We start from the raw sequence: 23222 nt of genomic DNA, 5'->3' as shown, positions 1-23222 counted from the left end.
CTCCGGCTCAGAACCAGGATTTGGGGCGCAGCGAGTTGGCGAGGTCGACGAGAGCGTAGCGGTGGTCCCGGTCCGGTGCGTTGCGGGCGAGGGAACGCAGGCCGGATTCGGTGCCGTCGCGCAGGTCGCGTTCGGTGAAGCCGCGCCCGAACAGCTTGGCGTCCTTACGTTTCGGTGTGTTCCCGGCCTGTAGCCAGGCCAACGCGGTGCCCTGGACCAGCGTGCGCATGAGGGTGGCCCGGTGCTCGCCGGGGGCGATGGACTGGGCGCGCGAGGCGGCCAGCCGCAGGACCTGTTCGTCGAGTTCGGCGACGGGGGAGCTGATGAGCAGCAACAGGATCGCCGTGGTCTGGGCGGTGGTGAAGTGGCGGGACGCGGCGGGCACATCATCGAGCGCGTGTACCGCTTCGCCGACTCGTCCCGCCACCGCCAGCTGCCTGGCGAGGCCGAATGCCGCGCTCACCACAGCCCGGTCGGTGCGCCATACGGTGTCGTAATAGCGTTCGGCGAAGCTGCGCCACTGTTCGGGCGCCGCGGAATCCCAGTGTTGCAGGATGAGTTCCGCAGTGGCGGCCAGCGCCAGCTTGGGCGCGATCTCACCCGGCAGCACCCGCAGCACCGCCTCGAACGACGCGAAGGCGGCCTCGTAGTCGAGTTCGAGCAGATACGCCTGACCGGTGAACCAGTCCGTGCGCCAATCGGTGTCGTTCCGAACCCGGTCGAGCAGGTGCAGCACCGCCGCCGACTCGCCCAGTTCCAGCCGCGCACGCGCCTCGGCGAAGAGCAGCTCGCCCGCCAGCGTGTCGGGCGCGTTGTCGGGGTCGGCTTCGGCCCGCTCGCGGGAGTCGTGCAGCGCCTCCAGCACCCGCTCGGGTTCCGGGTTGGCGGTCGCGGCCAGCAGCGGAGCCGACGGGTCGGCGGGGTCGATCAGCGGAATCGGGAGCGCGGCGACCACATCGCGGGAATCCAGTAGCGGTGAGCGACCGACACCGTCGAGGTAGGCGTCGGTCTGGCTGATCAGCTCCTCGGTTCCGAAGCTGGTGCGCTGTGGACTGAACACTGTGGACAGCTGTGGATGTTCGGTGCCGGTGTCGAAAGCGAGGATCTCGCGCAGCACACCGGCCAGCTGTGCCGACATCGCCCGCGCCGACGGAAAACGAAGTGCCGGATCGAGATCGGTAGCGGTGAGCAGGAATCGATGGAAGAACTCGTAGCGGGCGAGCAGCGGTTCGTCGGCGGGGTCGGGGATGCCGTCGAGATAGCGGCCGTGTTCGCTGGGCAGTGCCAGCGTGAGCGCGGCGATCGTGCGACCGACGGTGTAGACGTCGGAGGCCGGCGTCGGCCCGGTCCTGGCGATCTCCGGCGCCTGGAAACCCTTGGTGCCATACAGGTTTCCGTAGGCGTCGATGGTGGCGACCGCGCCGAGGTCGATCAGCTTCACCTGGTCCTCGGTGACCATCACATTGTCGGGCTTGAGGTCGTTGTAGGTGAGACCGATCGAGTGCAGATATTCCAGCGCGGGCAGAATTTCCAGCACATACGCGATGGCCTCGGCCAGCGGCATCTGCTCGCCACGCGGCTTGGCGTCGAGGATGTCACGCAGCGAATGGCCGCCTACGTACTCCATCACGATATAGCCGATGGACCCGTCACCCGCGGTGTGCTCGACGAAGTTGTGGATCTTGACGATGCTCGGGTGCGCCACCTCCGCCAGGAACTGCCGCTCGGCTACCGCCACGGCCTGCGCTTCGGCGTCACCCGCGTGCAACAGCCCCTTGAGCACCACCCAACGATCGCTCACATTGCGGTCGATGGCCAGATAGATCCAGCCGAGCCCGCCGTGCGCGATGCAACCCTGGATCTCGTACTGCCCGGCGACCATATCGCCTTCGTGCAGCGACGGCCGGAAATCGTAAGCGGCCCCGCAGGTTTCGCATTCGCCACTGGTCGAGGCCGCCCGCGCCGGCGTCGAACGCCCGACCGGATTGCTACAGCGCCAGCAGAACCGCCGACCTTCTGACACCATCGGATCCGCCAGCACGGCATCACGCGGATCGGCCGGGGTCACCGTCGGAATCGGCACCAGCCCGGCCCCGAGCCGTCGGGTTGGCCGCGACCGTGCCGTTCGCACGCTGCGCCCCGACCGTGCGGTACCCCCACCGGTCTGCGGCGTGGACGGCCAGGATTCGGGATCGACCGGAGTCGCCTGCGTGCCGGGCTGTTCGGTGCGCTGAGCCGCCTCGGTCGCCGCGTACGGTGCGGTCATGGGGTCCCGCTGCGCGGCTTCGGTCGGCGCGTACGGTGCGGTTCGCGGTGCTGCTTCGGTCGGTGCGTACGCCGCTGACTCGGTTGCCGGGGGACGACTCGCGCGCTGTGTAGCGAGCTGCTCTTCCGCCTGTTGTGCCGATGCGGTCTGGGGAATCTCGCCCGATCGCTCGACGGCGCCGGACGCTTCGGCCCGCTGGGTCGCATCGGTCGCCGGGGTGTGGTCGCGGCTGCTCGCCTGCTGTCGGGCGAACTCCGCGGCCGCCTCGGCGGTGAGTATGGGCAATGGCCGCGTCTCGTCGTCGCCGGGCAACGTCCATCCACCCGGCAGCGTGCCCGGCCGCTGACGCTGGGTCAGCTGTGTCGGCTCGCGCCGTTCCGGGTCAGGCGCCGGATCGTGGGACGGCGACTCGGCCCCGATCTTCGGGTCCGGATCGGCTTGTCCCAGTTCGCCCTCGCGGGGATCGGTGCTCATGGCCGTCAGTCCTGGTACTTCGGTGCGGGTGGGCTCGGTGTCTCACCGAGGGTCGCGAGCCAGCGGCGGTGGATCCGGGTCCAGGCGCCGTCGTTGCGGATGCGCTCCAGGGTGGCGTTGACGAAACGCACCAGGTCGTCGTCGCCCTTGGGGATACCGATGCCGTACGGCTCGGCGCTGATGCTGCCGCCGACCACCTCGGTGTAGGGGTCCTGGGCGGCCAGACCGGCCAGGATCGAGTCGTCGGTGCTCACCGCGTCGACCTGGCGCTGTTGCAGCACCACCAGGCAGTCGGCCCAGGTCGGCACCGTCAGAATCGTGGCGGCGGGTTGGTCGCGGCGGATGTGATCGAGGGAGGTGGTGCCGCGCACCACGCACACGCGCTTGCCCGCCAGATCGGCGAGCCCGCCGATACCGGAATCCTTCACCGCGAGCACCCGCTGGTCGGCCCGCAGATACACCGTCGAGAACGCCACCCGCTGACGTCGCTCGCAGGTGATCGTCATCGTCTTCGCGATCAGGTCGACGGTGTGATCCTGCAGTGCGCGCTCGCGCTCTTCCGAAGCGAGACTGCGGTATTCGATCAGATCAGGATTGCCGAGCAGGTCGCGGGCGATCTCGCGGGCGATATCGGCGTCGAAGCCGACGATGCGGCCGCTGAGCGGATCGCGGAAGCTGAACAGATTGCTGCCCGCGTCGAGTCCGACGATGAGCCTGCCGCGCGCGCGGATGGCATCGATCGTGGGGCCGGACGCGGTGCTCGGCCGCAGGCTCGCGGTCGGGTCGCCGCATTGTTCGCCACCGGTAGCGGGCACGGGGGTATCGGTGCCGATCGGAATCGCCTTGGCGGGCAACGGCGGTTCCGAATAGACGCCTCGCTCAGCGGGCGTGGTTGTGCTGTCGGAGCAGCCGGCGAGCAACCCGACCAGCACCAGCGCCGCGAGGACGCGCCCGCGCCTCACCGGTACTCCCGCAGCCGCGGCCACAACCCGAGCGCGACGCAAGCCGCCGCCGCGATCCCGAGCACGAATGCGCCGGGGGCGAGGAAAGACAGCACGTCGATCGCCTGAGAGACCTTCGCGCGCAGGGTGTCTCGTGTCACCGCGCCCGCCTTGTCCAGCGCCCGGTCGAGTGCGTCGACCTGGGCGGCCGAATCGGCGGCGCTCGGACCGGTGGCCACGGTGGCCGCGCCCATGAAATCGCCACGCTCGAGGGTGTCGTTCATTCGCTGATGGGCCGACTGCCAGCGGGTCAGCGCGGCTCGCGCGTACGCCACTTCGTCGCGCGCGGGGGCGTCATCGGGATAGCCGGCGAGCAACTCGTTGAGCCGGGCGGCATTGGTATCGAATGTGCGGTCGTAGTCGCCGGTCGCGTCGCGGCGAACCAGCTTCACCATTTCCGCTGATCTGGCTTGCTGCACCAGGATTCGACTCTCGGCCAGCCGCGCCGACGGCACCGCTCCTTCGTCCCGGCAGCGAATCATCGCCACCGCGGACAACGATCCGGCCGCCACCGTCCAGATCAGCGTCAGTGCCAGCGCGCCGGTGCCGATCAGCAGGCCCATATTGAAGAACCGGCGCGAGCGCCGCGCCAGCTCGACCTGCACCCAGATCAGCGCACCGAGCGCCACCACCAGCAGCGCGATCGCCGTCCACGGCGGTTGCACGTGCCGGTGCTGCGCGGCGGTGACCGCGTCGAACCGGTGGTCTTCCAGCTCCTCGGCCATCGGCAGCAGCCCGGTCTGCATCTGATGCGATGCCTCGCTCAGATACGCCGCGCCCACGGGATAGCCGTTGCGGTTGTTCACCCGGGCGGTCTCGATCAGCCCGCTGTAGACGGGCAGCCCGGTCGCGATGCCGGTGCGCAGCCTGCGATCGGTGCCCGACGGGTCGGCCGCTTCTTCGTCGGAGACGTGTCCGGCTTGCGTCACCAGCTCCGCAGCTGCTTCGCCGATGGCCTGGGTGTAGCGGTCGCGCACTGCCTGGGGTTCGAGTCCGCCGGCGATGAAGGCGGTGCCCGCGGCGGCGTCGGCGATCGAGAGCGAGGTGTACAGGTGGTTGGCCGAATGCGCGTCGGGTTCGGTGTCGTCGAGCAGGACGCCGAGAGCTTGCTGACGCTCACTCACGGTCGTCGAAGTCACCGCGCCCGCGGTCACGCACAGCACCATCAAGACCAGTCCGGCGGCAACCAGCCGGCCCGGCGAGGAGTGCGCGAAGCTGCGCAAGCGGGCGGGTTGGAACTGCGCACGCAATGCTCTGACGTCGGGGGCGGGCGGCCGGTCCACGGGCGCAGTCGGTCGGCGCAACGGCGCCCAGCGTGGTGATACCGGCGGGGCTCCCGCAGTGTCGGAAGGCTTCGCACCCTCTTTGGCCTGCGACGACGGGCGAACACGGACGGCCGCCACCTCGGTCGAGGCATTACGATTCCCCGGTTCGTCCATCGTTCACCTCCCGGCGCTGTTCGTGCACACCTACCTGTGCGGAGTTTATTGTGGGCCTACGGGTAGCGCAGCCCCTCACATACCCCCGAAGCGGTTGCTGTTCGGCTGCTCGGAGGAAAGAGTATGGGATGCGCGGCGACGGAGACGGCTGGTACAAGAGCCCTGACGGGGTCAAGCACTGGGGCAAGTTCGGTGCGGCGGGGCTACTGCTGCGCGCGCCGTTGCCCGGTGGCGGGTCGGCGGTGCTGTTGCAGCACCGGGCGCCGTGGAGTCATCAGGGCGGAACCTGGGCGCTGCCCGGCGGCGCCCGCGATTCGCACGAGTCGCCCGAGCACGCGGCCGTCCGGGAGGCGGAGGAGGAAGCGGGCATCACCGCCGACGACCTCCAGGTCCGCGCCGAGCGCCTGACCATGACCGCCGCGAGCGGCTGGACCTACATCACCGTCATCGCCGATGCCGATAAACCGCTGCCCACGGTCGCCAACCGGGAGAGCGCCGAACTCGCCTGGGTCCCCGAGGACGAGGTCACCGACCTGCCGTTGCACCCCGGCTTCGCCACCGCCTGGACCGAACTGCGGGCGGTGCCGTTGCGGGTGCGCGTCGAGGCCGACGCCGAACTCGCGGACGCGCTACCCCGCACAGTCGAACTTCCCGACCAGGGCTTCTTCTGGCTGCACGCCCGGCTCGATGGCCCCGGCGTAGAGGTCGTCCTCGATGGTGAGCCGACCGACGGACCGACCCTCACCAGGGCAGACATCCTCGCCTGACTCGCGGCATCACCTCGCCCGGCCCGACTGTGTACAGCCGGACCCGACCGGCGCGCCCACGCCGCGTCGGCGAGCTCAGTCAGCGGCGAGTAGTGCTTGTTTGAGTTCGCGGGCCGCGGCTTCCGGATCGGCGGCTTCGGTGATCGCCCTGACCACGACGACGCGGCGGGCGCCGGCGGCCAACACCTCCGGTAGTCGCTGCGCGTCGACCCCGCCGATGGCGAACCAGGGGAGCGTGGGATGGGACTCGGCGGTCGAGCGTACGAAGTCCACGCCTGCGGCTTGGCGGCCGGGCTTGGTGGGCGTGGTCCAGATCGGGCCGGTGCAGAAGTAGTCGAGGTGGCCGTCGATGGCGGCCAGGCCCGCCTGATTGCGGTTGTGGGTGGAGCGCCCGATCACCACATCGGGGCCGACGACGCGTCGTGCGTAGGTGGGCGGCAGGTCACCCTGGCCGAGGTGCAGCACGTCCGCGCCCGCGGCCAGTGCGATATCGGCGCGGTCGTTCACCGCGAGCAAGGCGCCGTGGCGTCGCGTCGCGGCCTTGATCTCGGCCAGCGCGCCCAGCTCGGCCTTGGCCTCCAGCGCCCCGAATTCGGCCTCGCCCGGCGACCCCTTGTCTCTGAGCTGCACGATGTCCACGCCACCGGCTAGCGCGGCGTCGACGAATCTGGCCAGATCGCCCTTCTCCCGGCGCGCGTCGGTGCACAGATACAGCAGCGCACTCGACAGACGCTCCCTGGGCGGGACGGAACGGTTCGGATGGGAGGGCTGCACGTCCACGACGGTAGTCGCGCTACCGTTGGAGTGCGAACGCCGTGGCTGGCGATAGGCGAAAAAAGACAGGTGGAACGTGATGCGGACTCTGGCGGTCGTTGGCGGCGGCGCCGTCGGACTCGCCGTCGCATGGCGGGCCGCCGAGGCGGGCTGGACGGTCACCGTGTACGACCCCGAACCGGCGCGCGGCGCTTCCTTCGTGGCCGGTGGAATGCTCGCTCCGCTGTCGGAAGGCTGGCCCGGTGAGGATCGCGTGCTCGCCTTCGGCGCGGCCGCGCTGGCCGAGTGGTCCGCCTTCGGAGACAGCCTGCGCGCGATCGCCGGCGAGTCGATGTTCGTGGCCGATGAGACGCTGACCGTCGCTCTCGACGGCGCCGATGCCACCGACCTGCGCACCGTCTCGGAGTGGCTGGCCGGGTTCGGCCACGACCTGCGAGTGCTCGACCGGGCGGGGGTCCGCGCGCTGGAACCCGCGCTCGCGCGCACCGTCCGCGCGGGCCTGCACGCGAAGACCGAACCCGCCATCGACAACCGGCGGGTACTGCGTGCTCTCCAGTCCGCCTGCGCCGCGGCAGGTGTCGAGATCCGCGCCGAAGCTGTTGTCGCACTGGATGATCTACCGCACGACCGGGTCGTCCTCGCGGCGGGCGCCCGCTCCGCCGAGCTCTGGCCAGGACTGCCGGTGCGCCCGGTGAAGGGCGAAATCCTCCGGTTGCGTCGCAGGCCGGGCGTCAGCCCGCCGCCGACCAGGGTGATCCGTGCCCGGGTCCACGGCCGACAGGTCTACTTGGTCCCCCGCGAAGACGGAATCGTCGTCGGTGCAACACAATACGAAGCGGGCTTCGACACCACCGTCACCGTCGGTGGCGTCCGTGACCTGATCGCCGACGCCGAGACCATCCTGCCCGGCATCGCCGAATACGAACTGGCCGAAGCGAATGCGGGTTCGAGGCCGGGAACACCCGACAACCTCCCGCTGCTCGGCCACCTCGACGACCGGGTCGTCGCCGCCACCGGACACGGCCGCAACGGCATGCTCACCCTGGCGCTCACCGCCGCGGTCGTGCCCGCACTGCTCGACGGCGCCACCCCCGCGGTAGTCGAAGTCGCTTCACCCCAACGTTTTCCGGCATCGCAGATGCCATCTCTGTCGCAAGGAGGAGTTCGATGACCTCGACCATCCCGATCGGCGTCACCGTCAACGGTGTCGACCACGAGTTCCCCGAGCCGCTCAGCGTCCGCGAACTGCTGGCAAAGCTCGAATTGCCCTGCCGGGGTGTGGCATTGGCGGTCGACGGCGCGGTCTTCTCGAAATCCCGCTGGGACGAACCGGTCGGGCGCGGCTGGACCATCGAGGTGCTCACGGCGGTGCAGGGTGGCTGAGGCCGTCGCGCCGTTGCGTATCGCGGACAAGGAGTTCGGTTCGCGCCTGATCATGGGCACCGGCGGCGCCGAAAACCTCGCCGTCCTGGAACAGGCCCTGATCGCGTCGGGCACCGAGCTCACCACCGTCGCCATGCGCCGCGTCGACGCCGCGGGCGGCACCGGCGTGCTCGATCTGCTCAAGCGCCTCGACATCACTCTGCTGCCCAACACCGCGGGCTGTCGCACCGCCGCCGAGGCCGTGCTCACCGCCCAGCTGGCCCGCGAGGCCCTCGACACCAACTGGGTCAAGCTCGAGGTGGTCGCCGACGACCGCACCCTCCTGCCCGACCCCTTCGAACTCCTCGACGCCGCCGAGAAGCTCGTCGACGACGGTTTCGTGGTCCTGCCGTACACCACCGACGACCCCATCCTCGCCCGCCGCCTCGAAGAAGCCGGCTGTGCCGCCGTGATGCCCCTCGGCTCCCCGATCGGCACCGGCTTGGGCATCGCCAACCCCCACAACATCGAGATGATCGTCGCTGCCGCAGCGGTCCCCGTGATCCTCGACGCGGGCATCGGCACCGCCAGCGACGCCGCTCTCGCCATGGAACTCGGCTGTTCGGCAGTCCTGCTCGCTACCGCCGTGACCAGGGCGAAAGAGCCCGAACTCATGGCATCGGCCATGTCGGCGGCGGTGCGCGCGGGCTATCTGGCCAGGCAGGCGGGCCGTATCCCCAAGCGTTTCTGGGCTCAGGCTTCTTCCCCAGCCGTCTAAGGGTCGAAGGTCATCCTCGAGGATGACCCGACTCGCTACTTCTCGGCGACGCGCGTTGCGCGGGTTGTCAGGCAAGCTAGGGCTCATGATCGAGCTGAAGGGCCTGACGAAGCAATTCGGCCAGACCGTCGCGGTGCAGGACCTCACGTTCACCGTCCGACCAGGACTGGTGACCGGGTTCCTCGGACCCAACGGCGCCGGTAAATCGACGACGATGCGGATGATCCTCGGATTGGACAAGCCGACGGCGGGCAGCGCGCTCATCGACGGCAAGAAGTACCAGCAGCTGGAACGCCCGCTCACACAGGTCGGCGCGTTGCTGGATGCCAAGTGGGTGCATCCGAACCGCTCGGCGCGCGCTCACCTGGAGTGGCTGGCCGCCTCCAACGACATCCCGAAGTCGCGGGTCGAAGAGGTCCTGCGCCTGGTCGGCCTGTCCGAGGTGGCGAACAAGAACGCGGGCGGATTCTCGCTCGGTATGTCCCAGCGCCTCGGCCTGGCGGGCGCGCTGCTCGGCGACCCGAAGGTGCTGCTGTTCGACGAGCCGGTGAACGGCCTCGACCCGGAGGGCATCCTGTGGATCCGCCGGTTCATGCAGCGCCTGGCCGCCGAGGGTCGCACGGTGCTCGTGTCGAGCCACCTGCTCTCGGAGATGTCGCAGACCGCCGAGCAACTCATCGTCATCGGTCGTGGTCAGCTGATGTTCGACGGCACCACCCAGGAGTTCATCGACCGCGCCTCCGAACAGTCGGTGCGCGTGCGCAGCCCGCAGCTGGATCAGCTGCGCAGCCTGCTCACCTCGCACGGTATGACCGTGAAGGAAGACGGCGACGCCGCGCTGATCGTCGCGGGCGTCACCTCCGACGAGGTCGGCAAGGTGGCGGGCACGAACAACGTCACGCTCTACGAGCTGGCGCCGCAGCAGGCCTCGCTCGAGGAAGCGTTCATGCGGATGACCGGCGGCGCCGTGGAGTACCACGGTGAAAGCTTCGACCAGGCGATGGGAGGTGCGCTCTGATGGGCGTGCTCGCAGCGGAACGAATCAAACTCACCTCGACCCGCTCGCCCTGGTGGTGCTCGGCAGTCGTAGTGGTCCTCGGCATCGGCCTCGCTTTGCTGATCGCGCTGGTCACGAATGCCGACACCGCGGGCACCTCGGAGGAGGGCCCGCCGTTGCTCACCCCGACAGTCGCGGTATCGGGTGTCTCCAGCTTCGGCGTGATGGTGCTGATGATCATGGCCGCGTTGACGGTGACCAGCGAATATCGCTTCGGCGTCATCCGCTCGAGCTTCCTCGCCGTCCCGAACCGGTCCAAGGTCGTGCTGTCCAAGACCGCGCTGGTCGGCGTGTACGCGGCGGTGCTCACCGGTGTCCTCTCGCTCATCGCCTTCATCGTGGCCAAGGTGATCGTCGGTGACGACGCTCCCGGTCTCGTGCTCGACGGCAACTGGCGAGCCCTCTACAGCGTTCCGATCTATGCCTTCCTGTGCGTCATGCTCGCCATCGGCGTCGGTGTGCTGGTCCGGCAGTCCGCCGCGGCCATCTCGCTGATCGTGCTGTGGTCGCTGCTGGTGGAGAACCTGCTCGGCGCGTTCGGCAGCTTCGGCCGCACCGTGAAGCCGTTCCTGCCGTTCCAGAACGCGAACCGTTTCCTGAGCGTCGAGGAGTACGCGGGCGACTGGCACTGGGGCGTATGGGGCAGTCTGATCTACTTCGCCGTCTTCGTGGCGATCGTTTTCGCCGGGGCGCTCGTGCTGGTCAACCGCCGCGACGCCTGATAATCCAGCCCGGGCTGCCCTCGTAATCGCCCGGGCCGCGAGGGCCGCGACCTTGTCGGGAGGTCGCGTGACCCGACCTTCGGGCTTCCGCTGCCCGGTAGCTCGAAGGTAGGACCGCCGGTCCGCTGCACACAAGCAGCGGACCGGCGGTCGTCGTCGGGTGATATAACCTTTTGAGCGTGAGTGAAACGCCTTCTGGCGGGGTGAATCCGCGGCGCGACGCCGCTGCGGACGTATCCATCCCGTTGGAGCCGATCGTCAGCGGATCCGCCGAATCCGACCCCGGCGTGCGCGCGGGGAGGAAGCGCCCCCAGCTCTCGTCGAAATTACAGGCCGCCAACCGTCGGGCCGACGTGATCGGTGCGCTGCGCAAGGCCCGCCAACAGCTGCCCGGTGATCCCTCGTTCGGCGATCCCCTGTCGGTGACGGGCCCCGGTGGTGCGCGCGCGGTGGCGAGAGCCGCGGACAAGATCGTCGGCGGCGCGCCGACCGCTGCCAGGGAGATCGGTTTCGGCGCCCTGCAGGTGTGGCAGGCCGGGCTGGAGCGGATCGGTCGTGGGCGTGGCACCGAGGAGGTGACCATCGTGTTCACCGACCTGGTCGGGTTCTCGAGTTGGTCGCTGTCGGTGGGCGACGAGCTCACCCTGGAACTGCTGCGCAAGGTCGCCAGGGCCATCGAGCCGCCGATCGTCGAGCGCGGCGGTCAGGTGGTCAAGCGGATGGGCGACGGGCTGATGGCCGTGTTCTCCTCGCCTGATCGGGCCGTGCGTGCCGCGCTGGCGGCTCGCCGCAATCTCGCCGAGGTCGAGATCGCCGGTTACCGCCCGCGCATGCGGGTCGGCCTGCACACCGGTTCTCCCCGGGAGATCGGTGGCGACTGGCTCGGCGTCGACGTCAATATCGCCGCCCGCATGATGGAGGCGGGCGGCAACGGAAACACGATGATATCCAGCGTCACGTTGGCCGCCCTGCGCCCGGAAACGCTGGATGAGCTGGGCGTTGTCGCCAAACCGTACAAGCGGAATTTCTGGGCCGCGCCGCTGAACGGCGTGCCCGAAGACGTCAGGATCTTCAAGCTACACACGACGGGCTGAGCGCTTCGCCAGCCGATCCTGTTCCTTCCAGTAGGCCCGGAACGCCTGCTGGGTCGGGGTCGGCCTGGTGGTCAGCGCCTGCCAGTTCGTCGAGCGCACGAAGTCGATCGTCAGCAGCACCGGCAGGATGAACGCGTGGAAGAAGATCAGGTAGTCGCCGCCTTCGAACACGAACGCCAGATACCCCGCGTAGCCGAGGAACGCGATGCCGAACACGGCGTTGAGGCCGCGGGAGAGCGCGCTGCGGCCGTTGTCGATGTTGGCCATGATGATCATCGCGAGGCCGCTGACTGCGAGCAGGCCGACATACCAGGTGAACATGGAGGCAAGCCAACAGCGCTCGCCTTGCCCTGATCTTGCGAAAGTCTTGCTACTCGAGCCAGAGCACGGCGCCGAGGCTCGCGAGGACGGCGGCGACGATCAAACCGATCGACATCGCGCGATTGTTCTTCCAGGTCGTGTACGCACCGCCGAGCAGGAATCCGGCGAGGGCGAAGAGGAGGACGGACAGCATGGGCTCCATCTTGCCTGGTCTATTCCCCGATATTAACAAGCACGCGTGCTTGCTTTTTTTCTGAACCGCTGCGATCCTGGGTGCCATGAGTGCTCTCTCCGCTGATCCGGACCTGATCCGGATCGGGAATTGTTCCGGGTTCTACGGTGACCGGCTCAGCGCCATGCGCGAGATGCTGGAGGGCGGGCAACTCGACGTGCTGACCGGCGACTACCTCGCCGAGCTCACCATGCTGATCCTGGGCCGCGACCGGATGAAGGACCCCAGCCTCGGCTACGCCAAGACCTTCGTGCGCCAGATCGAGGACTGCCTTGCCCTCGCGCTCGAGAAGAACGTGCAGATCGTCACCAACGCGGGCGGGCTCAACCCGGCCGGGCTGGCCGAGCGGCTGCGCAAGGTCGCCGCCGACCTCGGGCTGGACGCCAAGATCGCCTACGTCGAGGGCGACGACCTGGTCGCCCGCGCCGCCGAGCTCGACCTGGGTCAGCCGCTCACGGCCAACGCCTACCTCGGCGCGTGGGGCATCGTCGAATGCCTGAATTCCGGCGCCGACATCGTCGTCACCGGCCGGGTCACCGACGCCTCGGTGATCGTCGGCCCGGCGGCGGCCCACTTCGGCTGGGGCCGAACCGATTACGACGCCCTGGCCGGCGCCGTGGTGGCCGGGCACGTGATCGAATGCAGCACCCAGGCCACCGGCGGCAACTTCGCCTTCTTCACCGAACTCGGTGACATCGGCCGCCCCGGCTTCCCGATCGCCGAGATCCGTCGCGACGGGTCCTGCGTGATCACCAAGCACGACGGCACCGGCGGCGCGGTCACCGTCGACACCGTCGAAGCCCAGCTCATGTACGAAATCCAGAGCGCGCGCTACGCCGGACCCGACGTCACCACCCGCCTGGACAGCATCGCGCTGAGCCAGGAGGGCAAGGACCGCGTACTGATCAGCGGCGTCACCGGTGAGGCGCCGCCGCCGCAGCTCAAGGTCTCGCTCAATACCCTGGGCGGTTTCCGCAACGAGATGTCGTTCATTCTCACCGGCCTCGACATCGAAGCCAAAGCCGAACTGGCGCAACGGCAGCTGGAATCCTGGCTGCCGGACAAGCCCGCCGAGCTCACCTGGACGCTGGCCCGCCTCGATCGCCCCGATGCCGAGACCGAAGAGCAGGCCAGCGCGATGCTGCGCTGTGTGGTGCGCGATCCCGATCCGAACAAGGTCGGCCGCGGGTTCTCCAGTGTCGCCGTGGAATTGGCACTGGCCAGCTACCCGGGAGCCAGCTTCACCGCGCTGCCCGGAAACGGTTCCCCCTACGGCGTCTTCACCCCCGGCTTCGTCGACGCGCACGAGGTGCCGCACGTGGCGGTGCTGGCCGACGGCAGCCGAGTCGATATCGCCCCCGCCACGGAAACCCTGGTCCTCGAACCTGTTTCCGAACCCGAGCTCCCCGCGCCGTTGCCCGCCGCCGGGACCCGTCGCGTGCCGCTCGGCACGATCGCTCTCGCCCGCAGCGGCGACAAGGGCGGTGACGCCAATATCGGCGTGTGGGTGCGCACCGACGATCAGTGGCGCTGGCTGGTGCACACCCTCACCGTCGAAAAGCTGCGGGAACTGCTCCCCGAGACGGCCGAACTGACCGTCACCCGCCACGTGCTGCCCAATCTGCGCGCGGTCAACTTCATCATTTCCGGCCTGCTCGGTAAGGGCGTCGCCTATCAGGCGCGTTTCGACCCGCAGGCCAAGGGGCTCGGCGAATGGCTGCGCTCCCGCCACATCGATCTGCCGACGGAGCTGCTCGTATGACGTCTGTTTGGGAAACGCCGGAGCGAAAAGAGCTGCGCGCCACCGTGCGCGGGTTCGTGGAGCGGGACATCCTGCCCGACCTCGACGCCTGGGAGCGCGCGGGCGAGCTCCCGCGCGAACTGCACAAGAAGGCGGGCGAACTGGGCCTGCTCGGCATCGAGTACCCGGAATCGGCGGGTGGCGAGGGCGGCACTGCCATCGACTCGGTGATCGTGGGCGAGGAGATCCATGTCGCCGGCGCGTCCGGTGGCCTGTGGGCCTCGCTGCTGACCTGCGGAATCGCGTTGCCGCACATGATCGCCTCGGGCAACCAGGCGCAGATCGATCAGTGGGCGAAGCCGACGCTGACCGGTGACCTGATCGGCTCGCTGGCCATCACCGAGCCCGGCGGCGGTTCCGATGTCGGCCACCTCACCACCACCGCAGTGCGCGACGGTGAGGACTTCATCATCAACGGCGCCAAGACGTTCATCACCTCGGGTTGTCGCGCCGACTTCGTCGTCACCGCGGTGCGCACGGGCGGCCCCGGTGCGGCGGGTGTTTCGCTGATCCTCGTGCCGAAGGGCACGCCCGGCTTCACCGTCAGCCGCAAGCTGGAGAAGATGGGCTGGCTGGCTTCCGATACCGCCGAGCTGTCGTATGTGGACGTGCGGGTGCCCGCGTCGAACCTGGTCGGTGCCGAGAACAGCGGCTTCGCGCAGATCGCCGCCGCGTTCGTCAGCGAGCGGGTCGGCCTCGCGGTGCAGGCGTATTCGCTGGCCCAGCGCGCGCTCGATCTCACCGTGCAGTGGTGCCGTGATCGCGAGACCTTCGGTCGTCCGCTGATCAGCCGCCAGAAGGTGCAGATGACGCTCACCGATATGGCCCAGCGCGTGGACATTTCGCGCACCTACACCCGGGCGCTGGTGGAGCGCTACGTCGCCGGTGACGAGAACCTGATCGCCCAGGTGTGTTTCGCGAAGAACAACGCCGTCGAGACCGCCGAATGGGTGGCCAACCAGGCCGTGCAGCTGCACGGCGGGATGGGCTACATGCGCGAGGCCGAGGTCGAGCGCATCTACCGCGATGTGCGCATCATCGGCATCGGCGGCGGCACCAACGAGATCCTGACCATGCTGGCGTCGAAAGTATTGGGGTACCAGGCATGACGACCTTCCGTTCCATCCTCGACAACACCTCGCCCGAGTACACCTCGGCCGCCGAGGCGATGTCGGTCAAGCTCACCGAGGTCGAGGCGGAGTTCGCCAAGGCGATCGCCGGTGGCGGCGCCGACAAGGTGGCCCGCCACCACAAGCGCGGCAAGCTGACGGCGCGTGAGCGCATCGAACTGCTGCTCGACGAGGACTCGCCGTTCCTCGAACTGTGCCCACTCGCGGCCTGGGGCAGCGACTTCCAGGTCGGCGCCTCGACGATCGCCGGAATCGGCCTCGTCGAGGGTGTCGAGTGCATGATCGTCGCGCCCGACCCGACCGTGCGTGGCGGCGCCTCGAATCCGTGGACGCTGCGCAAGCAGTTCCGGATCAACGAGATCATCAGGGAGAACCGGCTGCCGGTGATCTCGCTGGTCGAATCCGCCGGTGCGGATCTGCCGACACAGAAGGAAGTCTTCATCCCCGGCGGCGCGATGTTCCGCGACCTCACCCAGGCCTCGGCCGCCGGAATCCCCACCATCTCCCTGGTTTTCGGCAACTCCACTGCCGGTGGCGCCTACATCCCCGGCATGTCCGACTACGTCGTGATGGTCAAAGAGGGCGCGAAGGTCTTCCTCGCGGGCCCGCCGCTGGTGAAGATGGCCACCGGTGAGGACTCCGACGACGAGACTCTCGGCGGCGCCGAGATGCACGCCCGCACGTCGGGTCTGGCCGACTATCTGGCTGCCGACGAGCAGGACGCGATTCGGTTGGGCCGCAATATCGTTCGCCGCCTGAACTGGAAGAAGCAGGGCCCCGAGCCGCGCGCCGAGGTCATCTCGCCGCTCTACGATCCCGAGGAACTGCTCGGCATCGTGCCCTCGGACCTGAAGATCCCGTTCGACCCCCGCGAGATCATCGCTCGCGTCGTGGACGGCTCCGATTTCGACGAGTTCAAGCCGCTCTACGGTTCCTCGCTGGTCACCGGCTGGGCCGAGATCAACGGCTACCCGATCGGCATCCTCGCCAATGCGCGCGGCGTGCTGTTCTCCGAGGAATCGCAGAAGGCCACCCAGTTCATCCAGCTGGCGAACAAGAAGAACACGCCACTGTTGTTCCTGCACAACACCACCGGCTACATGGTCGGCAAGGAGTACGAGCACGGCGGCATCATCAAGCACGGCGCGATGATGATCAACGCCGTCGCCAACTCGACGGTGCCGCACATCTCGCTGCTGGTCGGCGCCTCCTACGGGGCCGGGCACTACGGCATGTGCGGGCGCGCGTTCAACCCGCGCTTCCTGTTCGCCTGGCCGAGTGCGAAGTCCGCCGTCATGGGCGGCGCGCAGCTGGGCGGCGTGCTCACCATCGTGCAGCGCGGCGCGGCCGAGTCCAAGGGCCTGCCGTTCGACGAGGAGGCCGCCGCCGGTCTCGCCGCGATGGTCGAGGCGCAGATCGAGGCCGAGGCCATGCCGATGTTCTTGTCGGGCAGGCTTTTCGACGACGGCATCATCGACCCCCGCGACACCCGCACCGTGCTGGGAATGGCCCTGTCGGCCATTCACACAGCCCCGATCAAGGGCGCCGATGGCTTCGGCGTCTTCCGAATGTGAGCCGCGACATGACGATTACTAACGTTCTTGTTGCCAACCGTGGAGAAATCGCGCGTCGCGTGTTCGCCACGTGCAGGCGGATGGGTATCGGTACCACCGCGGTCTATTCCGATGCTGATGCCGCATCACCCCACGTGTCGGAAGCCGACGCCGCCATCCGGCTGCCCGGCAACACGCCCGCCGAGACCTACCTGCGCGGTGAGCTGATCATCGAGGCCGCCTTGTCGGCCGGTGCCGACGCAATCCACCCCGGCTACGGATTCCTGTCCGAGAACGCCGAATTCGCGCGGGCGGTGCTCGACGCGGGTCTGGTGTGGATCGGTCCGCCGGTCGCGGCCATCGAGCAGATGGGCTCCAAGGTCGAGTCCAAGAAGATGATGGACGCCGCCGGAGTTCCCGTACTCGCCGAGCTCGACCCGGCCGAGGTCACCGACGCGCACCTGCCCGTGCTGATCAAGGCGTCCGCCGGTGGTGGCGGTCGCGGCATGCGTGTCGTGCGCGACTTGGCCGAACTGCGGGATCAGATCGCCGGCGCCCAGCGCGAGGCCGAGTCGGCCTTCGGCGATCCGACGGTGTTCTGTGAGCGCTATCTGGAAACCGGGCGTCACATCGAAGTCCAGGTCATGTCGGACACTTTCGGCAAGACCTGGGCGGTGGGCGAGCGTGAGTGCTCGATCCAGCGTCGTCATCAGAAGGTCGTCGAGGAAGCCCCGTCGCCGCTGGTCGAGAAGATCGACGGCATGCGTGAGCGGCTGTTCGAGGCGGCGCGTTTGGCAGCCGAGGCGATCGGTTACGAGGGCGCGGGCACCGTCGAGTTCCTGGCCGACGAGAAGGGCGACTTCTTCTTCCTGGAGATGAATACCCGCCTCCAGGTGGAACATCCGGTCACCGAGCAGACCACCGGCCTCGACCTGGTCCGCCTGCAGTTGCAGGTGGCCGCTGGTCTGCCGCTGCCCGCGAACCAGCCCGCGCAGCGCGGTCACTCGATCGAGGTCCGCCTCTACGCCGAGGACCCCGCCAACGACTGGCAGCCACAGAGCGGCCCGGTGTACAAGATCGAGATTCCCTTCACCGCCGGTGAATTCACCGTCCTCGATCAGCCCGGCGTACGACTCGACACCGGCGTCGTGGACAACTCGCTGGTCGGCGTGCACTACGACCCGATGCTGGCCAAGGTGATCTCCTACGCCGAAACCCGCGCGGAGGCAGCGCATCTGCTCGCCACCGCGCTCCAGCGCGCCAAGATCCACGGCCTGGTCACCAACCGTGATCTGCTCGTGCGGGTGCTGCGCCACCCGGCGTTCCTCGCCGGTGACACCGACACCGCCTTCTTCGCCACCCACGACCTGGCCGTGCTCTCGGCGCCGCTGGCGTCGGAGGCCGACGAGGCGCTCTCGATCGTGGCCGCGGCGCTGGCTGATTCAGCGGCCAACCGAAGCACCTCGCGACTGGCCGGACTCACCCCGAGCGGCTGGCGCAACCTGCCTTCGCAGCCGCAGACCAAGTCCTACGAGAGCCGCACCACCGGTACGCACGAGGTGCGCTACCGCTTCACCCGCACCGGTGTCGCGGTCGAGGGTTTTGAGGGACTCGAACTGATCTCGGTGTCCGCCGACCGCGTGGTCCTCGGTGTTCCCGGCGAACGTGGCTCGGTGCGTAGGCAATTCGAGATCGCCCGCTACGACGACCTCGTCGCGATCGACTCCCCGCTCGGCCCGGTGGCCGTGCGCAGGCTGCCGCGCTTCACCGACCCGTCCGAGCAGGTCGCGGCCGGTTCGCTGCTCGCGCCGATGCCGGGCAGCGTGATCCGCCTCGGCGCCGCCGAAGGTGACCAGGTCAAGCAGGGGCAGCCGATCCTGTGGCTGGAGGCGATGAAGATGGAGCACACCATCGCCGCACCCGCCACCGGCATTCTCAGTGCACTCAATGTGACCGTCGGCCAGCAGGTCGAGGTCGGAACCGTCCTCGCCGTCGTCGAGGAAGAAGAGCAGGAGCAAGCATGAGTTTCATCGAAACGGAAGAGCAGACCGCGCTGCGGGCGGCGGTCGCGTCGCTCGCGTCGAAGTACAACTACCGCGACTACGTGCTGCCGCTCTCGCGCAAGAACGAGCCGCTCACCGAACTGTGGGACGAAGCGGGCAAGCTCGGCTTCCTCGGCGTGAACCTGCCGGAGGAGTTCGGCGGCGGTGGCGCGGGCATGTACGAGCTGGCGCTCGTGCAGGAAGAGCTCTCGGCCCAGGGTGCGGGCCTGCTGCTGATGGTCGTGTCCCCGGCCATCTGCGGCACCATCATCACCAAGTACGGCACCGACGCGCAGAAGCAGACCTGGCTGCCCAAGCTCGCCGACGGCACCTCGAAGATGGTCTTCGCGATCACCGAGCCCGACGCGGGCTCCAACTCGCATCAGATCACCACCACGGCCCGCCGCGACGGTGACGACTGGATCCTCAACGGCCGCAAGATCTTCATCTCCGGTGTCGATCAGGCCGAGGCCATCCTGGTGGTCTCGCGTACCTCCGACCACAAGACCGGCAAGCTCAAGCCCGCGCTGTTCATCGTGCCGGTCGACGCGCCCGGCCTGGTGAAGAACGTCCAGGAGATGGACGTCATCGAACCCGACCACCAGTACACGCTGTTCTTCGACGACGTGCGCCTGCCGGGCGACGCCCTGGTGGGCTCCGAGGACGCGGCGCTGGCGCAGCTGTTCGCCGGGCTGAACCCCGAGCGCATCATGGGCTCGGCCATGGCGATCGGTCTGGGCCGCTACGCCATCGACCGCGCGGTGGAATACGCCAAGGAGCGCACGGTCTGGAAGACCCCGATCGGTGCGCACCAGGGTATTTCGCATCCGCTCGCACAGATCAAGATCGAGCTGGAACTGGCCAAGCTGATGATGCAGAAGGCCGCGACCCTCTACGACACGGGCGACGAGTTCGGCGCCGCCGAGGCCGCCAATATGGCCAAGTACGCGGCGGCCGAGGCCAGCATCAAGGCCCTCGATCAGTCGATCCAGACCCACGGCGGTTCGGGTCTGACCCGTGAGGTCGGCCTGGCGGCCATGCTCCAGGCGGCGCGGATCATGCGCATCGCCCCGGTGAGCCGCGAGATGATTTTGAACTTCGTTTCTCAGCACTCGTTGGGTTTGCCTAGGTCTTACTGATGTTCGGTAGTCCCAGGAGGTTTGACTGTGTTTATTGGAGCGCTGGCGCGCTCGAGTCGCGGCCCCAAGGGGCCGCCGGTTAGCCACCGGGGCTTGCTCCTTCGTCGCCTACGCCCCGGCGGCTAACCGGCGACCCGGCCGCGACCGGCCACTTCGTGGCCGCCGCTCCCTATGGGTCGCGGGTGGGGGCTGGGTTGGGTGGTCATGGCGGATTCAGTGGATTTAAGAGGAGGCTTTGATGGACGGATCGGCTGATAGTCCTTATGTGCGGTACGAGGTTGTTGATGGGTTCGCGACGCTGACCTTCGATTCGCCGCACAACCGGAACGCGCTCTCGTCCAAGCTGGTTCGTGAGCTGCTGGCGGGATTCGATGCTGCGGCAACTGATCCCGCTGTGCGTGGCATTGTCCTCGCCCACACCGGCGACACCTTCTGCGCGGGCGCCGACCTCAAGGAGGCGAGCACCGCCGATCCCGCGGTGGCCGCCGACGAGCGCACCCGCGTGATGATCGACGTGCTGCGTGGCATCCTCGCCTCGCCCAAGCCGGTGATCGCGCAGATCGACGGCAATGTCCGCGCCGGTGGCATGGGCATCATCGGGGCCTGCGACCTCGTCGTCGCGGGGTCTGGCAGCAGTTTCGCGCTCACCGAGGTGCGCATCGGGATGGCGCCGTTCATGATCTCGCTCACCCTGGTGCCGCGGCTGGACCAGCGGGCCGCGAGCCGCTACTTCCTGACCGGCGAGAAGTTCGACGCCGCGACCGCGCAGGAGATCGGCCTGGTCACCGTGGCCGCCGAAGACGCCGCCGCCGAGGTGAAACGCCTGTCAGGGGAGCTGCGCAAGGGTTCACCGCAGGGACTGGCCGAGTCCAAGAAACTGGTCAACGCGGCCCTGCTGGCGACCTTCGATGCCGAGGCAGAAGCACTGGCCAAGCGGTCGGCGAGCTTCTTCGGCACCCCGGAGGTGATCGAGGGCATGACGGCCTTCTTCCAGAAGCGCCCACCCAACTGGGCACAATAGTCCGATGGCGACACCCCACGAACCCAAGCAGGACCGCAGCCGGGCCACCCGGCAGCGGCTGCTGGAGGCGACCATCGACTGCCTGGCCGAAACCGGCTGGGCAGCTGCCACCGTGTCGGTGGTCGCCGAGCGGGCCGGGGTGTCGCGTGGCGCCGCTCAACACCATTTCCCCACTCGTGAGGAACTGATCACCGCCGCGCTCGAGTTCATGTTCGAGTTCCGGATGGACATGGCCAAGGCCGAAGCCGAGACGGTGAACGCGGTCGCCCAGGGCGAAGGCCGAACGCGCGCGGTCGTTTCCGCGCTGGTCGAGTCCTACACCACACCGTTCTTCAAAGCCGCCCTCCAGGTCTGGACCCACGCCGCCGCCGATCCGGCCCTGCGCGAACGCATCCTCCCCCTCGAGGCCCGCTTCGGCCGGACCTCCCACCGCCGCGCCGTCGAGGCGCTCGGCGTCGACGACTCCGACCCGGTCGCCCACCACCTGGTTCAGGCCACCCTCGACCTCGCCCGCGGCCTCGGCCTCGCCGACGTCCTCACCGACGACTCCGCCCGCCGCAAACTGATCGTCGACCAGTGGGCCGCTACCCTCCACACCGCCCTCAACATCACCCACTGAGCCCTTGTGACCTGGTCGTTTCGGAGTATATAGTTCGGGCAGGGGGGAATATATATCGAGGGACTGTGTGATGACCAAACGTCTGATCGAGATCGACGACGAGCTACTCGAGTCCGCGCAGGACGCGCTCGGGACCGCTGGCGTCTCCGATACCGTTCGCGCCGCGCTGAACTCGGCCGTGGTGGCGCATGCGCGCGCGAGCGAAGTCGAATGGTTGGTCAACGGTGGCATGGCCGAAATGGCCGACAAGGATCGGCGCGACGACGTATGGCGATAACGGCGCGCTATCTCATCGACACCAGCGCGGCCGCTCGAATGCGTCATCCGGACGTGGGGGCCGCACTCGGGCCGCTGCTCGAGGCCGGATTGATCGCCACCTGCGCACCGCTCGATTCCGAGGCGCTCTATAGCGCCCGAAGCCCCGCTGAATACGAACAGATTCGTTTTCGGCGCCGCGCTGCCTATGAGTACCTGCCTACCAACGACGAACACTGGCAAAGCGCTTTCACGATCCAACGCGAACTTGCGCGGTCGGGCCGCCACCGCGCGGTCGGCATCCATGACCTGCTCGCTTCGGTGCTTGCGATAGAACACCGCCTTGTCCTGTTCCACTACGATTCCGATTTCGACACTGTGGCATCGGTGGTGGATCTCGATCACCGCTGGGTCGCCCCTCGAGGGAGTCTCGAGACATCGTGACCAGGTGATGTCACACTCCGGTCGCCTACTTCGTCGACTCTGTGAACGCGAAAGAAGCGACGGAGGAGTGGATCATGGCGGAGCAGAAGAAGATCGCGGTGGCTGGGGCGACCGGGCGGCTGGGCAAGCATGTGGTGGATGTGCTGGTCGAGCGCGGGCACGAGGTGGTGGCCTTCTCGCGGGCCGACGGGGTGGATATCGAGACCGGTGTGGGGCTGGACGAGGCGCTGAACGGGGTGGATATCGTCATCGACGCCTCCAGTACGTCCTCGGCGGACCAGCAGGTGGCGACCGAGTTCTTCACCTCCTCCGCGCGGAATCTGCATGCGGCAGGGGAGCGGGCGGGGGTGGAGCGGCTCGTCGTCGTGTCGATCATCGGGATCGACGGTTCGCTCGCGGGGTACAACGCCGCCAAGCTCGCCCATGAGCAGGAGCTGCTCAAAGGCGCTCTGCCGGTGCAGATTCTGCGTGCCGCGCAGTTCCATGAGCTCGTCGAGGTCATGGTGGGGTGGGGCACCCAGGATGGCGTCGCCTACATCGAGGGCATGCGCACCCAGTTGGTTGCCGCTCGAACCGTCGCCGAGGCACTGGTCGACCTCGCCGTGAATCCGATCGCCGCCGAGGATGTTCCGTTCCCCGAGATCGCGGGTCCCCAGCCGGAGACGATGGCCGCTGCCGCCACCGCGCTGGTAGCGGCTCGCGGTGATGCCCTCCAGATCATCGAGACCTCCGACTCCGCCAACCCGGACCGCGAGCAGTTCGAGAACGGCACCCTCCTGCCTTCCCCGCACGCCACCCTGGCCGGTCCGACCTTCGCCGAGTGGATCGCCGCCACGGTGGCCGTCGCTCGCTGACGCAGCTGTGACCGAGTGCGGTCGGCCGCGACACGAACGCCGGGCCCGACGGATCGAGATGATCCGCCGGGCCCGGC

The 23222-nt window shown here is 68.3% G+C and carries 23 protein-coding genes; 17 read left to right on the top strand and 6 right to left on the bottom strand.

Annotation, left to right across the window (positions count from 1 at the left end; genetic code table 11):
• Window positions 1-7: 7 nt before the first annotated feature.
• Genes ASD42_RS13800 through ASD42_RS13790 form a run of 3 tightly spaced genes read right to left on the bottom strand, consistent with a single transcriptional unit; the run spans window position 8 to window position 5180 of the window.
• On the bottom strand, window positions 8-2740 hold the full coding sequence (locus ASD42_RS13800; protein ID WP_235569404.1) for a serine/threonine-protein kinase: 2733 nt from the start codon (window positions 2738-2740) through the stop codon (window positions 8-10).
• A 5-nt stretch (window positions 2741-2745) separates the two neighbouring features.
• The gene (locus tag ASD42_RS13795; protein WP_056816301.1) at window positions 2746-3702 is read right to left on the bottom strand and encodes a glutamate ABC transporter substrate-binding protein; all 957 of its coding nucleotides are present in this window, start codon (window positions 3700-3702) and stop codon (window positions 2746-2748) included.
• A complete protein-coding gene (locus ASD42_RS13790) occupies window positions 3699-5180 on the bottom strand; it encodes a hypothetical protein (RefSeq protein WP_235569403.1) in 1482 nt (493 codons plus the stop codon). The genes ASD42_RS13795 and ASD42_RS13790 overlap by 4 nt, the downstream gene beginning before the upstream one ends.
• 128 nt (window positions 5181-5308) lie before the next feature.
• On the opposite strand from ASD42_RS13790, the gene ASD42_RS13785 reads away from it, so the two are divergent.
• On the top strand, window positions 5309-5947 hold the full coding sequence (locus ASD42_RS13785; protein ID WP_056814971.1) for an NUDIX domain-containing protein: 639 nt from the start codon (window positions 5309-5311) through the stop codon (window positions 5945-5947).
• Between the two features lie 75 nt (window positions 5948-6022).
• On the opposite strand, the gene thiE is transcribed toward ASD42_RS13785, so the two are convergent.
• Window positions 6023-6721, bottom strand: coding sequence for a thiamine phosphate synthase (thiE, locus tag ASD42_RS13780; RefSeq protein ID WP_056816294.1), 699 nt, complete (start codon window positions 6719-6721; stop codon window positions 6023-6025).
• 79 nt (window positions 6722-6800) lie between these two features.
• Between thiE and thiO the strand changes: the two genes are divergently transcribed.
• The 6 genes from thiO to ASD42_RS13750 all read left to right on the top strand — a co-directional run bounded on the left by thiO (window position 6801) and on the right by ASD42_RS13750 (window position 11734).
• Complete coding sequence (gene thiO, locus ASD42_RS13775) at window positions 6801-7892, top strand: glycine oxidase ThiO (RefSeq protein WP_056814968.1); 1092 nt, start codon at window positions 6801-6803, stop codon at window positions 7890-7892.
• The gene (gene thiS, locus ASD42_RS13770; RefSeq protein WP_056814965.1) at window positions 7889-8104 is read left to right on the top strand and encodes a sulfur carrier protein ThiS; all 216 of its coding nucleotides are present in this window, start codon (window positions 7889-7891) and stop codon (window positions 8102-8104) included. The genes thiO and thiS overlap by 4 nt, the downstream gene beginning before the upstream one ends.
• Window positions 8097-8861: a thiazole synthase gene (locus ASD42_RS13765; RefSeq protein WP_082843589.1), complete on the top strand. Its 765-nt coding sequence runs from the start codon at window positions 8097-8099 to the stop codon at window positions 8859-8861. Before thiS ends, ASD42_RS13765 begins: the two co-directional genes overlap by 8 nt.
• 85 nt (window positions 8862-8946) lie before the next feature.
• Complete coding sequence (locus ASD42_RS13760) at window positions 8947-9879, top strand: ABC transporter ATP-binding protein (RefSeq protein ID WP_056814962.1); 933 nt, start codon at window positions 8947-8949, stop codon at window positions 9877-9879.
• The gene (locus tag ASD42_RS13755) at window positions 9879-10640 is read left to right on the top strand and encodes an ABC transporter permease (RefSeq protein ID WP_056814959.1); all 762 of its coding nucleotides are present in this window, start codon (window positions 9879-9881) and stop codon (window positions 10638-10640) included. Before ASD42_RS13760 ends, ASD42_RS13755 begins: the two co-directional genes overlap by 1 nt.
• Before the next feature lie 287 nt (window positions 10641-10927).
• Window positions 10928-11734 (top strand): adenylate/guanylate cyclase domain-containing protein, encoded by an 807-nt coding sequence (locus ASD42_RS13750; RefSeq protein WP_056816288.1) that lies wholly within the window; start codon window positions 10928-10930, stop codon window positions 11732-11734.
• On the opposite strand, the gene ASD42_RS13745 is transcribed toward ASD42_RS13750, so the two are convergent.
• Both ASD42_RS13745 and ASD42_RS34760 read right to left on the bottom strand, forming a co-directional pair.
• On the bottom strand, window positions 11717-12055 hold the full coding sequence (locus ASD42_RS13745) for a hypothetical protein (RefSeq protein ID WP_056814956.1): 339 nt from the start codon (window positions 12053-12055) through the stop codon (window positions 11717-11719). The two genes, ASD42_RS13750 and ASD42_RS13745, sit on opposite strands and share 18 nt — an antisense overlap.
• A 49-nt stretch (window positions 12056-12104) precedes the next feature.
• Window positions 12105-12248, bottom strand: coding sequence for a hypothetical protein (locus ASD42_RS34760; RefSeq protein ID WP_162256181.1), 144 nt, complete (start codon window positions 12246-12248; stop codon window positions 12105-12107).
• 85 nt (window positions 12249-12333) lie between these two features.
• On the opposite strand from ASD42_RS34760, the gene ASD42_RS13740 reads away from it, so the two are divergent.
• The 10 genes from ASD42_RS13740 to ASD42_RS13695 all read left to right on the top strand — a co-directional run bounded on the left by ASD42_RS13740 (window position 12334) and on the right by ASD42_RS13695 (window position 23145).
• The gene (locus ASD42_RS13740; protein WP_056814953.1) at window positions 12334-14049 is read left to right on the top strand and encodes an acyclic terpene utilization AtuA family protein; all 1716 of its coding nucleotides are present in this window, start codon (window positions 12334-12336) and stop codon (window positions 14047-14049) included.
• Window positions 14046-15197, top strand: coding sequence for an acyl-CoA dehydrogenase family protein (locus ASD42_RS13735; RefSeq protein WP_056814950.1), 1152 nt, complete (start codon window positions 14046-14048; stop codon window positions 15195-15197). Before ASD42_RS13740 ends, ASD42_RS13735 begins: the two co-directional genes overlap by 4 nt.
• The gene (locus ASD42_RS13730) at window positions 15194-16792 is read left to right on the top strand and encodes an acyl-CoA carboxylase subunit beta (protein WP_056814948.1); all 1599 of its coding nucleotides are present in this window, start codon (window positions 15194-15196) and stop codon (window positions 16790-16792) included. The genes ASD42_RS13735 and ASD42_RS13730 overlap by 4 nt, the downstream gene beginning before the upstream one ends.
• An 8-nt stretch (window positions 16793-16800) precedes the next feature.
• Window positions 16801-18795 carry an acetyl/propionyl/methylcrotonyl-CoA carboxylase subunit alpha gene (locus ASD42_RS13725; RefSeq protein WP_056814945.1) on the top strand — a complete coding sequence of 665 codons (1995 nt, stop codon included), beginning with the start codon at window positions 16801-16803 and terminating at the stop codon, window positions 18793-18795.
• Window positions 18792-19952, top strand: coding sequence for an acyl-CoA dehydrogenase family protein (locus ASD42_RS13720; protein ID WP_056814941.1), 1161 nt, complete (start codon window positions 18792-18794; stop codon window positions 19950-19952). Before ASD42_RS13725 ends, ASD42_RS13720 begins: the two co-directional genes overlap by 4 nt.
• 238 nt (window positions 19953-20190) lie before the next feature.
• On the top strand, window positions 20191-20973 hold the full coding sequence (locus ASD42_RS13715; RefSeq protein ID WP_056814938.1) for an enoyl-CoA hydratase family protein: 783 nt from the start codon (window positions 20191-20193) through the stop codon (window positions 20971-20973).
• Between the two features lie 4 nt (window positions 20974-20977).
• Window positions 20978-21592 carry a TetR/AcrR family transcriptional regulator gene (locus ASD42_RS13710; RefSeq protein WP_056814935.1) on the top strand — a complete coding sequence of 205 codons (615 nt, stop codon included), beginning with the start codon at window positions 20978-20980 and terminating at the stop codon, window positions 21590-21592.
• Window positions 21593-21662: 70 nt separating this feature from the next.
• On the top strand, window positions 21663-21869 hold the full coding sequence (locus tag ASD42_RS13705; RefSeq protein ID WP_056814932.1) for a hypothetical protein: 207 nt from the start codon (window positions 21663-21665) through the stop codon (window positions 21867-21869).
• A complete protein-coding gene (locus ASD42_RS13700; protein ID WP_056814929.1) occupies window positions 21860-22291 on the top strand; it encodes a PIN domain-containing protein in 432 nt (143 codons plus the stop codon). Before ASD42_RS13705 ends, ASD42_RS13700 begins: the two co-directional genes overlap by 10 nt.
• 74 nt (window positions 22292-22365) lie before the next feature.
• Window positions 22366-23145, top strand: a complete 780-nt coding sequence (locus ASD42_RS13695) for an SDR family oxidoreductase (protein WP_056816286.1) — start codon at window positions 22366-22368, stop codon at window positions 23143-23145.
• Window positions 23146-23222: the final 77 nt, after the last annotated feature.

It is taken from the genome of Nocardia sp. Root136, from assembly GCF_001427185.1.
Taxonomy (GTDB): Bacteria; Actinomycetota; Actinomycetes; order Mycobacteriales; family Mycobacteriaceae; genus Nocardia; species Nocardia salmonicida.
Note: the sequence above shows the minus strand (reverse complement) of the source record. Positions and strands in the feature narration are given on the sequence as shown.